The sequence below is a fragment of the Marinomonas sp. ABL3_031 genome, from assembly GCF_056161265.1.
The window spans coordinates 70,384-83,023 of sequence record NZ_JBSWYU010000012.1; the positions used below are offsets into that span (position 1 = coordinate 70,384).

Annotated in this window: 14 protein-coding genes; 2 read left to right on the forward strand and 12 right to left on the reverse strand. The window is 43.4% G+C overall.

Annotated elements, in window-relative coordinates; translation table 11 throughout:
• From ybgF to ACXAH2_RS13540, 11 genes are all read right to left on the reverse strand, one after another.
• Window positions 1–837 (reverse strand): tol-pal system protein YbgF, encoded by an 837-nt coding sequence (gene ybgF / locus ACXAH2_RS13490; protein ID WP_475079182.1) that lies wholly within the window; start codon window positions 835–837, stop codon window positions 1–3.
• Entirely contained in the window at window positions 837–1,412 is a 576-nt protein-coding gene (gene pal, locus ACXAH2_RS13495) for a peptidoglycan-associated lipoprotein Pal (RefSeq protein ID WP_475079183.1), read from the reverse strand. The genes ybgF and pal overlap by 1 nt, the downstream gene beginning before the upstream one ends.
• 19 nt (window positions 1,413–1,431) lie before the next feature.
• Window positions 1,432–2,727, reverse strand: a complete 1,296-nt coding sequence (gene tolB, locus ACXAH2_RS13500) for a Tol-Pal system beta propeller repeat protein TolB (protein WP_475079185.1) — start codon at window positions 2,725–2,727, stop codon at window positions 1,432–1,434.
• Between the two features lies 1 nt (window position 2,728).
• Window positions 2,729–3,688: a cell envelope integrity TolA family protein gene (locus ACXAH2_RS13505; RefSeq protein WP_475079186.1), complete on the reverse strand. Its 960-nt coding sequence runs from the start codon at window positions 3,686–3,688 to the stop codon at window positions 2,729–2,731.
• 2 nt (window positions 3,689–3,690) lie between these two features.
• Entirely contained in the window at window positions 3,691–4,080 is a 390-nt protein-coding gene (gene tolR / locus ACXAH2_RS13510; protein WP_475079187.1) for a protein TolR, read from the reverse strand.
• 35 nt (window positions 4,081–4,115) lie between these two features.
• Window positions 4,116–4,796, reverse strand: coding sequence for a protein TolQ (gene tolQ, locus ACXAH2_RS13515; RefSeq protein ID WP_475079267.1), 681 nt, complete (start codon window positions 4,794–4,796; stop codon window positions 4,116–4,118).
• Window positions 4,797–4,805: 9 nt separating this feature from the next.
• Entirely contained in the window at window positions 4,806–5,819 is a 1,014-nt protein-coding gene (ruvB, locus tag ACXAH2_RS13520) for a Holliday junction branch migration DNA helicase RuvB (RefSeq protein ID WP_475079188.1), read from the reverse strand.
• A 1-nt stretch (window position 5,820) separates the two neighbouring features.
• Entirely contained in the window at window positions 5,821–6,423 is a 603-nt protein-coding gene (gene ruvA / locus ACXAH2_RS13525; protein ID WP_475079189.1) for a Holliday junction branch migration protein RuvA, read from the reverse strand.
• Complete coding sequence (ruvC, locus tag ACXAH2_RS13530) at window positions 6,420–6,977, reverse strand: crossover junction endodeoxyribonuclease RuvC (protein WP_475079190.1); 558 nt, start codon at window positions 6,975–6,977, stop codon at window positions 6,420–6,422. Before ruvC ends, ruvA begins: the two co-directional genes overlap by 4 nt.
• A gap of 160 nt (window positions 6,978–7,137) precedes the next feature.
• A complete protein-coding gene (aspS, locus tag ACXAH2_RS13535; RefSeq protein ID WP_475079191.1) occupies window positions 7,138–8,907 on the reverse strand; it encodes an aspartate--tRNA ligase in 1,770 nt (589 codons plus the stop codon).
• A 189-nt stretch (window positions 8,908–9,096) separates the two neighbouring features.
• A complete protein-coding gene (locus tag ACXAH2_RS13540; RefSeq protein ID WP_475079192.1) occupies window positions 9,097–9,612 on the reverse strand; it encodes a GreA/GreB family elongation factor in 516 nt (171 codons plus the stop codon).
• 141 nt (window positions 9,613–9,753) lie between these two features.
• Here ACXAH2_RS13540 and ACXAH2_RS13545 point away from each other — a divergent pair, with 141 nt between their 5' ends.
• Entirely contained in the window at window positions 9,754–10,203 is a 450-nt protein-coding gene (locus ACXAH2_RS13545; RefSeq protein WP_475079193.1) for a MarR family winged helix-turn-helix transcriptional regulator, read from the forward strand.
• Window positions 10,200–10,934: a siderophore-interacting protein gene (locus ACXAH2_RS13550; protein WP_475079194.1), complete on the forward strand. Its 735-nt coding sequence runs from the start codon at window positions 10,200–10,202 to the stop codon at window positions 10,932–10,934. Before ACXAH2_RS13545 ends, ACXAH2_RS13550 begins: the two co-directional genes overlap by 4 nt.
• A gap of 87 nt (window positions 10,935–11,021) precedes the next feature.
• Here the strand turns inward: ACXAH2_RS13550 and cysN are convergent, their stop codons facing one another.
• Window positions 11,022–12,635 carry a sulfate adenylyltransferase subunit CysN gene (gene cysN / locus ACXAH2_RS13555; protein WP_475079196.1) on the reverse strand — a complete coding sequence of 538 codons (1,614 nt, stop codon included), beginning with the start codon at window positions 12,633–12,635 and terminating at the stop codon, window positions 11,022–11,024.
• Window positions 12,636–12,640: the final 5 nt, after the last annotated feature.

The following is a 12,640-nucleotide window of genomic DNA, read 5'->3' on the forward strand; positions in this document are numbered from 1 at the left end:
TTATTTAATTTTTCCTAAATACCCGGCAGCTAACTTAGCGGTTTTACTGTTTGGAAAGCGTTTGATGACGTCTTGTAGATACGTTTTTGCTTGCTCACTGTTACCCAATTGATCATTTACGGTTCCCAGTTTATACAAAGCATCTTTCTCTTTGCCATGCCCTGGAAATTTTTGAATGACTGTGGTGAAAGCAGTCAATGCCTCCTGAGACTTCCCCTGCACTAGCTTTACCTCACCTAACCAGTAATAGCCATTTCCTGTTAATGTGTTGCTAGGATAGTCTATAACAAACTGAGTCAAAGCCACATCGGCTTGCGCAAATTCTCTTTCGCGAATCAGGTTGTAAGCCTTTGTGTATGCTTCTTTAGCCTGTTCTGAAGGGGCAGACAGGGGTATAGGAGCTAATGGGGTACTTGGCAAGTTAGCAGTTGGCGTTGCAACCACTGTTGATTGAGGTTGAACTCCTGTAGGAACAACATCAGACAACACACTTTGCGTCTGTGTATTCGGTACAAGAGTAGAAGGAAGAGAAGGGGCAGTAGTAGGCGCCGTTTGTTTATTTGCTGAAGCAGACATGAGTAATGAAATTCGCTTATCAAGATCAATATAACGATCTCGTTGGCTTTGTTTCATTAATTTAAGTTCATGACCTTGTTGCTCAAGCAGACCTCGAAGAGTCTGAACTTCTTGTTGAAGAGTCTCCAACTGAAACAATAAGTCTGCTGCGGCACTTGGAGATAAACCTCCTGTAGGTTGGCTGGATTCAGACAAAGCCAGTGGCGCTGCCAATGACAGCACCACTGCTAAAGAGCGAATCTTTATGTCTTTGCCGTTCATTATTCGTAACGAACTTCTACACGACGGTTCAGTTGCCAAGCCTCAGCATCATGACCAAAAGCAACTGGCACTTCTTCACCAAAGCTGACGGTTTCAATTTGAGAAGCCGCAACGCCTTGGATAGTTAGGTAACGGCTAACCGCTTTAGCGCGACGCTCGCCCAATGCCATGTTGTATTCACGTGTTCCACGCTCATCAGCATGACCTTCAAGAACAACGCTTGCATCTGGATTTGCTACTAGAAATTCAGCATGTTTCGCCAAAGCTTCACGAGCTTCTGGACGAACAATAGATTTATCAAAGTCGAAGTAGAATACAGTGTCAACACCAGCAAGCGGATCAACCATTGTATCTTCAGCGGATTCCTCAACGATGACACTGGTCACAGCACCATCTTCATCAGCACCAAAAGATTGGTCTGAAGAGCCAGTAGCAGAATCATCAACTTGCTCAGTTGCCGTTCCGCCCTCAGCTACAGTAGAAGAATCAGTATCTGTTGCTGTTGTACTACAGCCTGCTAGCCACGCAGCAGACAACCCAATTACAGCAAACTTACCTAGTTTGTTTACACTCATTATTCACTCCTCAATGTCTTTATTTGAAATACGGGGACCAAGATGGTTCTCGTACATCACCGTCTGCTGATGGTAACCTATATTTAACAAGTCCATCAACGGATACTACGGCTAAGATACCCTTTCCTTGATAGGTTGTGGCATATATCACCATACTGCCATTTGGTGCAATACTTGGCGATTCGTCTAAGTAAGTCTCTGTCAGAATGTGCACTCGGCCAGTATTCATATCCTGTAACGCAATATGATAATTGCCATCATTTTTCTGAACAGTAACAAGATAACGTCCATCAGGTGTCATTCTTGCCCGTGTATTCAAGTCACCTTCGAATGTTACCCTTTCCACACGCTTACTATCTACATCCAATCGATAAATCTGCGGGTTCCCCCCTCGATCTGATGTGAAAACTATTCCTTTACCATCAGGCTCCCAACTTGGTTCTGTATCGATTGCATAATGGTTTGTCATACGTTCGAGCTTTTGTGTTTCAATATCGAGCGTATAAATTTCAGGGTTATTGTCTTTTGATAGCACAATAGCCAGTTTCTTTCCATCCGGAGACCAAGCTGGTGCACCATTTAAACCTCTAAATTGTGCGATTTGCTGACGTCTTCCTGAAGCTAATTCTTGTATAAAAATGTTAGGACGTCGGTTGCGAAACATAACATAAGCAATTTTCTTGCCGTCACCGCTCCATGATGGCGATAAAATTGGCTCTTTTGACTCCACAACAATTTGCGGCCTATGTCCATCCGCATCAGCTACTTGTAATCGATAAGTAGGTGCACTGCGATCACCGTCCGCTGTAACATATAAGATTCTAGTACTAAATGCACCACGAGAACCCGTTAGTAATTGGTAAATTTTATCACTAATATAATGCGCCGCATCACGGAAGTTATTCACTCCAACATCGATGGAAGCGTGTTTCTCAACTGGCTTTTGACTTAATACATTTAATAATTCAAAACCGATTCTATAATTGTTATTTGAGAGTTTTCTCACTGAACCAATAACAACATAGTCACTTTTTAACAAACGCCAATCGCGATAAAAAACATCTTCCTCTTTACTTGGCATACTCAACATATTACTGCGAGGAATAGCTTGAAACAATCCGCTTCTGGCTAAATCGTCTTGAACAATTTGCGCAATATCTTCTGGTAACGCATCTACGCCATCATATCCAAAAGGTACAATAGCAATAGGCAGCAATTGATCTGCGCCACTGGTAATTTCGATCACTAATTGGGCTTTTGCTGTGTTCATTATGACACAAAATAAAAATACAGCAGCTAAGCATTTTTTTAACATATTAGTTTCTCAAGTCCTGCGGATTAAAAATCACATCTATTTTTCGAAAATTACGCTCAAAAATATAAGAATCTACATCAGCCAGCTCTTCAATGCGACGAACTTTATACACGGCGTCTAATGCTCTTTGATCAAATAAAGCATCACCACTACTTTTCGTTACTTGTGCATTCATGACTTCCCCATTCGGTAAAAATTCAATGCGCAATTCCGTTTTCATACCATTACGTGCGCTTGGAGGCCTGCTCCACGCGGCCGCTACTCGAGCATTAATTAAACCGCTAATAGACTGAACCATTTGCGCTTCTTCAGCAGCAAGTCGTTTCGCCTCTTCTTCCGCTGCAGCTTGTCGAGCAGCCTCTTCCGCAGCTTTCTTTTGTTCTGCTATACGAGCAGCTTCTTGTTGACGCTTACGCTCTTGCTCTGCCAGTCTATCGGCTTCAGCTTGACGAACTAAAGCCTCTTCACGGCGTTTTTGTTCTTCTACTCGTTTAACTTCTTTTTGTCGCTTTTGTTCGGCTATACGTTTTTGTTCTTCAAGACGTTTTTTCTCAGCCTCTTGAGCAACACGCTTCTGCTCAGCGGCTTTCCTTTGCGCTTCTTGACGCTGTTTTGCTGCGGCCTGTTCTTTTAATCGCTTAGCTTGCGCGACTCGCTTTTGTTTTTCTTGCAAAGCTTTACGAGCCACTTCTTTTTGTCTTGCCTGCTCTGCTTCTTTGCGCTTTTTCTCCGCCAAGGCCGCTGCACGATTCTCTGCCGCCTTTTGTTCCGCTTCTCGCCGACCAATAATGGTATCTGAAACATCAATAATTTTAGCGTTAACAATGATAGATTGCTTAGGCTCTTTGCGCTCACCACTGCCAAAATCAACCGCAAAAAACGCAGCCACAACAATGCCAGTATGAAGTACTAAAGCAAATACTATTGGAAGACTGTAACTGTCACTGCGTAACCACTTCATATTCAATTTTCCGGCTCAGTCACCAAACCTACATTGGGTGCACCCGCCCCTTGAAGCGCCACCATTAAGCCTACAACATCGCCATACGATACATTTTTATCGCCCCGTACCAAAACCGACATGTTCGGGTTTTGATTAAGTATCTTACGTACTTTAGTTTGCAAATTAGACAAACTAATGGTTTCTTGCTCTCCACCCACATCTAAATAAAACAGGCCTTTTGCATCAACGGATGCAATCAATACATCGTTTTCACTATTTTTGATGGGGGCAGCATTGGCATTTGGTAACTCGACATCCACACCTTGGGTCAGCATAGGAGCCGTAATCATAAAAATCACCAACAATACCAACATGACATCAATGTAAGGAACGACATTGATTTCTGACATTGGAAGGCGCTTATTCTTTTGTCTAGAGCGAGCCACTATGCTGCGCCTCCCTCACGAACATGCACTTTACGATGCAATATGCTAGCGAATTCCTCGGCAAAATTATCATAACTCGCACTCAAAGAATCAGACGCTGTCGAAAAACGGTTATAAGCCACCACCGCAGGAATCGCAGCCGCTAAGCCTATCGCAGTAGCAATCAAAGCTTCTGCAATACCTGGCGCTACTGTCGCTAGCGTTGCTTGTTGAACCTCAGCCAAACCAATAAAAGAATGCATTATCCCCCAAACCGTACCAAATAAACCGATGTAAGGACTGGTTGAACCGACTGTTGCCAGGAAAGGCAGGTGTTGATCTAATTTCTCTTCTTCACGATACAAAGCAACGCGCATAGCACGCTGGACACCATCCATTACGGCATCAGGGTCCATATTTGGATTTTGTCTTAAGCGAGTAAACTCCTTAATGCCTGCCGTGAAAATGGTTTCCATTCCTTCAACTTTACGCCCATCCTGTGTCAACTTACGATACAGCTGACTAAGATCCATCCCTGACCAAAATTGATCTTCAAATTCTGAGCGGATTTTTTTCGCTTGTTTAATCACTCGGATGCGTTGAAAAATGACGATCCAAGAAAATAAAGATGCCGCCAACAGTGTCAACATTACAAGCTGTACAACTAAACTAGCGCTGGCGATAAGTCCCCAAATTGACATCATTGACCTCTATTTCAAATCGGTTGGTAACTGATAATTAAAATGTTCATAAGCTCGTTTGGTCACCTGACGACCACGAGGTGTTCGAATAACAAAGCCTTGTTGAATTAGAAACGGCTCTATCACATCTTCAATCGTGTCCTTGTCCTCCCCAAGCGCGGCAGAAACACTATCCAAGCCTACTGGCCTACCGTCAAACTTTTCTATCATAGTCAATAACATACGTCTATCTAAATGATCGAATCCCTGACTGTCTACACTTAACATATCTAATGCCCGTTGAGCAACTTTTTGTCCGACTAGCTCAGCGCCTTCTACTTGTGCAACATCTCTTACTCGTCGTAATAATCGATTAGCAATACGCGGCGTTCCGCGAGAGCGGCGAGCCACTTCAAAGCTACCTGACTCATCCAGATCGACACCCATTTTACCTGCAGATCGGGTTACTATCGTTGTAAGAGATTCAACATCATAAAACTCAAGACGTTGCACAATACCAAAACGATCACGCAAAGGAGAGGTTAACAAACCCGCTCGCGTTGTAGCTCCGACAAGCGTAAAAGGCGGGAGTTCAATTTTTATTGAACGAGCCGCTGGCCCCTCTCCTATCATGATATCCAATTGGTAGTCTTCCATTGCGGGATAAAGTACTTCTTCAATGGCGGGGCTAAGACGATGAATTTCATCGATGAACAGAATATCGCCTTCATTTAAATTGGTTAACAGCGCCGCCAGATCTCCAGCCCTTTCTAAAACAGGCCCAGAGGTAGTTTTCACATCCGCTCCCATTTCATTGCCAATGATATGCGCTAAGGTCGTTTTACCTAATCCTGGAGGGCCGAACACCAAGGTGTGATCAAGGGGTTCACCTCGCTGACGAGCCGCTTGGATGAAAATTTCCATCTGCTCACGCACCACAGGCTGACCTATGTATTCGGCTAAAGCTTGTGGTCGTATTGCCCTATCAACTTGTCTATCACTGCCTTTTAATTCTGCCGAGATAATACGGTCTTGTTCGATCATACTATTTCCTCAACATCCCTTGAAGTGCCGCTTTGATGACCGTTTCACTGTCAGCACCATCCACCGGCACAGCTGCAATCGCTTTAGCAGCCTCTTGAGGTTTATAACCCAAGGCGATCAAAGCGGCCTCTGCTTCTTGACGAGGGTCAGCCTGCACTTGACGAAGAACCGTTGGCGCAGCAAACAAATCGGTTTTCGCTGCTTGTCCCAATTTATCTCGTAATTCCACTATCAGCCGTTCAGCCGTTTTCTTTCCAACACCAGGAATACGAGTTAATGCCGTAACGTCAGAATCCTGAACATTGGCGATCAATTCTTCTGACGACATACTTGAAAGGATAGCGAGCGCCATTTTGGGCCCTATGCCATTCACCTTAATCAAGATACGAAACAGAGCGCGCTCACTCTTATCTGAAAAACCGAACAAGGCATGAGAATCTTCTTTGACAATGAGATGGGTAAACAAAACGACTTGTTCACCAGTTTGAGGTAAATCGTAAATGGTGGTCATTGAGGCACTGATCTCGTAACCAACCCCCTGCACGTCAACTAACAGTTCTGGTGGGGCTTTTTCCACCAAGATTCCGACAATTCGACCTATCACATCATTTTCCTTACATCTTGTTCTGACCAGCGCTTGGCCGTTCTACCAGCACGTTTACCTGTGCCGTATTCCAAACCACCAGACGTGCGGGTATTGGCATGACAAAGCGCAATCGCCAGCGCATCTGCCGCATCGGCTTGCGGTTTTTCCGTCAAGTCTAATAATAATTGCACCATGCTTTGAACCTGTGCTTTGTCGGCATTACCGTTGCCGACAACAGACTGCTTCACTCGTCGTGCGGCATATTCATTCACCACTAATTCTTGCAGTGAGGCCGCAACAATGGCAGCTCCCCTTGCTTGACCAAGTTTCAATGCTGAGTTGGCATTCTTTGCCATAAAGACTTCTTCAATAGCAAATTCGGTTGGCTGAAATTCTTTTAACAAGGACTCCACACCATTAAAAATATGTTTCAACCTGACGGATAAATCTTCATCAGGCAAACGAATGCAGCCACTGTTTACATAATTTGGCTTGCCATTAATGATATCGATAATGCCAAAGCCCGTCACACGTGAACCTGGGTCAATGGCCATAATTCGAGTTTGCGCCATGGTTTTCTCATGCGTTATAAAATCACTGTATATTTCAACAGGGCTTCAGTAGAGATGCAATCTGTAAATACAAAAAAGGCCACATTTTTGCGGCCTTTTACGTTATTCTTTCGTTTCCCTAACAGCAAGCAACTGAAATCTATCGCTTACCATGCAATTCTTACTCTGCAACTGGCTTACGAACACGAATGCTCAGTTCTTTTAGTTGCTTCTCACTCACCTCACCTGGCGCTTGAGTTAACAAACAAGTGGCACTCTGAGTTTTCGGGAAAGCAATCACATCACGGATGGAGCTTGAGCCAGTCATCAGCATAACCAGACGGTCCAAACCGAAAGCCAAACCACCGTGTGGCGGCGCACCAAACTTCAATGCATCCAACAAGAAACCAAATTTCTCTTCTTGCTCTTCTTCACTGATATTGAGCAATTCAAATACCGCTTCCTGCATAGAAGCTTGGTGAATACGAATAGAACCACCACCAAGCTCAGTACCGTTAAGTACCATATCGTATGCTTGAGACAAAGCCGTTAATGGATTCGCTTTCAATTCTTCTGGAGAGCAAGAAGGCGCAGTGAATGGGTGGTGAATAGCTGTGATACCACCATCACTTGTTTCTTCAAACATTGGGAAGTCAACTACCCAAAGCGGCGCCCATTCGCACGTGTAAAGATCCATGTCTTCACCCAACTTACAACGCAATGCACCAAGGGCTTCGTTAACGATTTTCGCTGAGTCAGCACCAAAGAAAATCAAGTCGCCATCTTGCGCCTCTAAACGCTCTAGTAGAGCAGCACGTACTTCCACTGGTAAGAATTTGACAATAGGAGATTGCAAACCTTCTTCTAGGTTAGACTTATCGTTCACCTTGATGTAAGCCAAACCTTTCGCACCGTAAATACCAACAAACTTAGTGTAATCGTCGATTTGCTTACGCGTTAGACTATTACCGCCAGGCACTTTCAATGCAGCAACACGACCTTTCGGATCAGTTGCAGGACCAGAGAAGACCTTAAAGTCAACGTCAGCCATTAAGTCAGATACAGTGACTAGCGTTAATGGAATACGTAAATCTGGTTTGTCACTGCCGTAGCTTTCCATGGCTTCTGAGTAAGGCATACGTGGGAAAGCACCAAGATCAATATCCATCAATTCTTTGAACAAATTCACGATCATTTCTTCCGTCATGCTCATGATTTGTTCTTCAGACATGAAAGAAGTTTCAATGTCCACTTGGGTAAATTCTGGCTGACGATCTGCACGCAAATCTTCGTCACGGAAACATTTTGCGATTTGGTAATAACGATCAAAACCAGACACCATCAACAATTGCTTGAACAACTGTGGTGACTGTGGCAAAGCAAAGAAACTGCCTTGATGAGTACGACTAGGCACCAAGTAATCACGGGCGCCTTCAGGCGTGGCACGCGTCAAAATTGGCGTCTCAATATCCAAGAAACCATTGTCATCAAGGTAACGACGCAAAACAGACGTTACTTTTGAACGAAAACGCATTTTTTGCTGAATTTCGGGGCGACGCAAATCGATAAAACGATTTTTAAGACGAATGTCTTCACCAACCGCTTGGTGTTCGTCTAACTGGAAAGGCGGAGTTTGCGCTGCGTTTAGAATTTCTAGACTAGTGCCTAATACTTCGATTTCACCAGTACGCATGTTTGGATTGATGGTGCCCTCAGGACGAGCACGAACCAAACCAGTCAATTTAATAACGTATTCGTTACGTACGCTGTCGGCCAAAGCAAAGCTGTCAGCACGATCTGGGTCAAATACAACCTGAGTAATACCTTCACGATCACGCACGTCTAGAAAGATAACACCACCGTGATCACGGCGACGATGAACCCAACCGCATAAAGTAATTTCTTGTGAAATGTTAGAAGCATTTAATTCGCCGCAATAATGGCTGCGCATAATTTCTTTCCTATTACCGTCTCAGTAAGAGAGTCTAGTGTTCTTAGTATGTTTTCTGGCCAAACAGTCGCCATTAATGACGCGATTCTATCTAGTGCCAGTTTCACTGAATAATTTAAAGGTCACGCATTATATGCGAAGCTAAGCCGACTCTCTATAGGTAGAACAAAATTTGTGTCTTAGAAGTCATCATTTGATATTCACAATTTCAAATTCAATCTGTTGCCCTGCTTTTGGAATAAGCACTGTGTCACCTTCGCTCTTATTCATAAGCATTTGTCCTATTGGTGTACTAGGCGAAATCAAAACAAGATCCCCCAGTTTTTTACCCTTATCAAGCAATGGCAAATTTAATCCGCCAGCAATATTGCTCAATAAAAAATATTTTTCATCTGAGCCAGTTGCTGACGTTTGAAGATGTACCATATTCCATAAAGCAATAACCTCATCTTGATGATCAGATAGCCCCTTTGTTGCCATGATACGCTTAAAATTAAGCCAATCTTGCTCGCACTGATAAACACGCTCTGATTGGCCATGCGCCAAATAAGAAGCCTCAAGACCAAAAGTATCGTATTTGGTTTCAGCAACACTTTCTTCATTGGTCGCCGCTTCTTTAGCCTGTTGAGCGGCCTTCTTGGCGGTGACAAAACGTTGCTCAAGCGCTGCCAAAACCTCATTAAAGATAAAATTTTTATCTATCATTTGTATTTAAATCCTAATACAGAGAAAGATTGAATATTGCAAAAAAATAGATGTTTCGATTTCTTGCAATCTGTTGAGTTGACATAGTCAACCCATTTAAATATATTGGCAATCATTCTCAATTAATAGAGATTATTATTTATGAATGCATCCATCAGCGAAGCTTTACATGGCTTGGTTAGCAGCTATCGAGCAGCATTAAAAACAGCAGCAATGAATTCTGATATAGAATTGACTATTACACATATCAGAGCCATAAAATGCATCAGCAGGATCCCAGACTGCAGTGCAAGAGACATTGCTAAAAAGCTTCGCCTTGATAAATCTCAAATTGCCAGATTACTAAAAGACTTGCAGCAGCAAGATTATATTAGCAAAGATAAACACCCTACTAATCGCCGCTGTCAGTCACTTAAACTGACGGATAAAGGCCATGTCATTTTCGCTAAGATTCAGCACATCGACCAACAAAATCGTCAGATTATGTGTCATAACATTGACGAAGCTGAATTAGAGCAATTTATTGCCCTAGCCAATCGAATGAAACAGAACTTAACCTCATCCATACAATCACAAGGGTCGTTATCATGAGTAGAATGCAACCTCGTAATTTCACCGTTATTCGCAAACAATTAGTAACCCCAAATATGTTACGTGTGACTTTAGGCGGCAGCAACATGCACACCCTTCCGGCCGATCAAGAAAGTGGGTATGTAAAACTGATTTTTAACACTGACTCAAAGCCTCTGATTCGGACCTATACGATACGCCAGCAACGTCATAATGAATTCGACATTGATTTTATGCTGCATGAAGACGGCGGTCCTGCATCAAGCTGGGCTCGTAACTGCAAAGCGGGTGATGACATAAATATTGGCGGCCCTGGTCCTAAGAAAATGATTGCAGAATCAGGAGATTGGTTTTTATTAGTAGGCGACATGACAGCACTACCTGCCATCAGTGTTAATCTAGCGCAATTACCCGAAAATGCCAAAGGTCACGCGGTTATCGAAGTGGTTTCTGAAGAAGACATTCAACCTCTTGCTCACCCCGAAGGGATCACTCTGCATTGGGCCGTTAACGCAAACCCAGGCAAAAATGAAACATTTTTACTTGATCAAGTTAAAAACGTGGCATGGTTATCAGGCTTGCCCGCTGTTTGGGCTGCTTGCGAGTTCAGCAGTATGAAATTGTTACGAGATTTCTTTAAACAAGAAAAAGGCATAACAAAGCAAGAGCTTTATATTTCCAGTTATTGGAAACATGGCAGTAATGAAGATCAACACAAAGAAGTAAAACGACAAGACGCTGAATTGGCTTAAGTCGATTCAGTTAAAGCCTCCAAAAACAAAAGGCCAGCTATTTGTGCTGACCTTTGTTACATTCTTTATCCCGTCCTGAAATAGCCTTTATAAACGAATGCTGGCGATAATTTGCTCTACAACGTCATCCATGTTGCTGGTCGAAATCGTATAGTCCGCAACACTTTCATCGGAAACCAAAATAACCACTCCAGTTTCACGAAGCAATGCCGCCTCTTCAGCTGTTGCATTTACATTAGCGAAAGAAGTAATGCCTTGACGTAATAACAAACGCTCTAATGCGTCAGATTTTTCAAGCACATCAGAACTTAAAGCGATCACCGCAGGCTTTTGACCAAGACGAGCGGCACGATCTTCAGCAGTAACAAGCGACTCTTGATCCAGCTCCAATACAGCCTCTTCCACCATACCCGCGCCAACCGTTACATTGGTCAAACGATCAATAATGATTAAAGCGCCGGTTAAACGGCTATTTTGATACTCATCAAAAGCCACTGGCGCATCAAACTGCAGTACTGCATCACAGATACCATTCAGTTCAAGTTCATTGATATCACTTTTCTGAAGGGTATTTACATCCACTCTATGATTGAAGTGATGTACCTTACCTGGAACCGTTTGTGTGCCAAGTTTAAAATCATATAACTTGCCAGGTACCAAAGCCTGCTCGGCCATCCATACAATAGAGGCGCGTAAGGCAGAGGAAATGAGCGGCTCATGCTCAACATGAGACAACATATCGCCACGACTGATATCGATTTCATCCGTTAAGGTGATAGTCACGGCTTGACCGGCTTTAGCTACTTCCAGCTCACCATCAAATGTGACAATTTTATCCACGTTAGAGGTTTTACCTGATGGTAGCGCCACCACCTGGTCACCTGATTTGACTTGACCGGCTGCAATAGTGCCCGCGAAACCGCGAAAATCAAGATTTGGACGGTTAACATATTGAACAGGCAAGCGGAAAGCATCTTGCTTCACATCACGATCAATCTTCACCGACTCCAAAATGGCCATCAAGGTGTCACCTTGGTACCAAGGTGTGCTATCCGACAAATTCACCACATTGTCACCACGTAATGCTGACATAGGGACAAAATGGATATCAGCAGGCTTTCTATCACCAAGCTGATCGACAAACTTCAAATAGTCCGCTTGGATATCATTAAAAGTTTGCTCGGAAAAATCCACCAAATCCATTTTGTTAACGGCAACCACAACATGCTTGATACCCAACAAAGACGCAATATAGCTGTGACGACGAGTTTGTGTTTGAACACCATAACGGGCGTCAATCAAGATAATAGCCAGATCACACGTAGAGGCGCCGGTTGCCATATTACGAGTGTATTGTTCATGCCCAGGAGTATCAGCGATGATGAACTTACGTTTTTCAGTAGAGAAATAACGATAAGCCACATCAATGGTGATGCCTTGCTCACGCTCGGCTTGCAAACCATCAACAAGTAAAGCTAAATCCACCTCTTCACCTTGTGTGCCTGACTTTTTACTGTCTCGCTTTACCGCATCAAGATGGTCTTCATAAATAAGTTTTGAATCGTGTAATAAACGGCCAATTAAGGTACTTTTTCCATCATCCACATTACCGCAGGTAAGAAGACGCAACAGGTCTTTTTCTTCGTGCTGTTTCAGATAACCAAGTATGTCTTGGCTGATCAATTCTGACTGATGAGACATGCTCT

What these genes read in the sequence shown, in the direction of transcription:
- ybgF (WP_475079182.1), bottom strand. Translation starts at nt 837, where the DNA reads ATGAACGGCAAAGACATAAAGATTCGCTCTTTAGCAGTGGTGCTGTCA.
- pal (WP_475079183.1), bottom strand. Translation starts at nt 1,412, where the DNA reads ATGAGTGTAAACAAACTAGGTAAGTTTGCTGTAATTGGGTTGTCTGCT.
- tolB (WP_475079185.1), bottom strand. Translation starts at nt 2,727, where the DNA reads ATGTTAAAAAAATGCTTAGCTGCTGTATTTTTATTTTGTGTCATAATG.
- ACXAH2_RS13505 (WP_475079186.1), bottom strand. Translation starts at nt 3,688, where the DNA reads ATGAAGTGGTTACGCAGTGACAGTTACAGTCTTCCAATAGTATTTGCT.
- tolR (WP_475079187.1), bottom strand. Translation starts at nt 4,080, where the DNA reads ATGTCAGAAATCAATGTCGTTCCTTACATTGATGTCATGTTGGTATTG.
- tolQ (WP_475079267.1), bottom strand. Translation starts at nt 4,796, where the DNA reads ATGTCAATTTGGGGACTTATCGCCAGCGCTAGTTTAGTTGTACAGCTT.
- ruvB (WP_475079188.1), bottom strand. Translation starts at nt 5,819, where the DNA reads ATGATCGAACAAGACCGTATTATCTCGGCAGAATTAAAAGGCAGTGAT.
- ruvC (WP_475079190.1), bottom strand. Translation starts at nt 6,977, where the DNA reads ATGGCGCAAACTCGAATTATGGCCATTGACCCAGGTTCACGTGTGACG.
- aspS (WP_475079191.1), bottom strand. Translation starts at nt 8,907, where the DNA reads ATGCGCAGCCATTATTGCGGCGAATTAAATGCTTCTAACATTTCACAA.
- ACXAH2_RS13540 (WP_475079192.1), bottom strand. Translation starts at nt 9,612, where the DNA reads ATGATAGATAAAAATTTTATCTTTAATGAGGTTTTGGCAGCGCTTGAG.
- ACXAH2_RS13545 (WP_475079193.1), top strand. Translation starts at nt 9,754, where the DNA reads ATGAATGCATCCATCAGCGAAGCTTTACATGGCTTGGTTAGCAGCTAT.
- ACXAH2_RS13550 (WP_475079194.1), top strand. Translation starts at nt 10,200, where the DNA reads ATGAGTAGAATGCAACCTCGTAATTTCACCGTTATTCGCAAACAATTA.
- cysN (WP_475079196.1), bottom strand. Translation starts at nt 12,635, where the DNA reads ATGTCTCATCAGTCAGAATTGATCAGCCAAGACATACTTGGTTATCTG.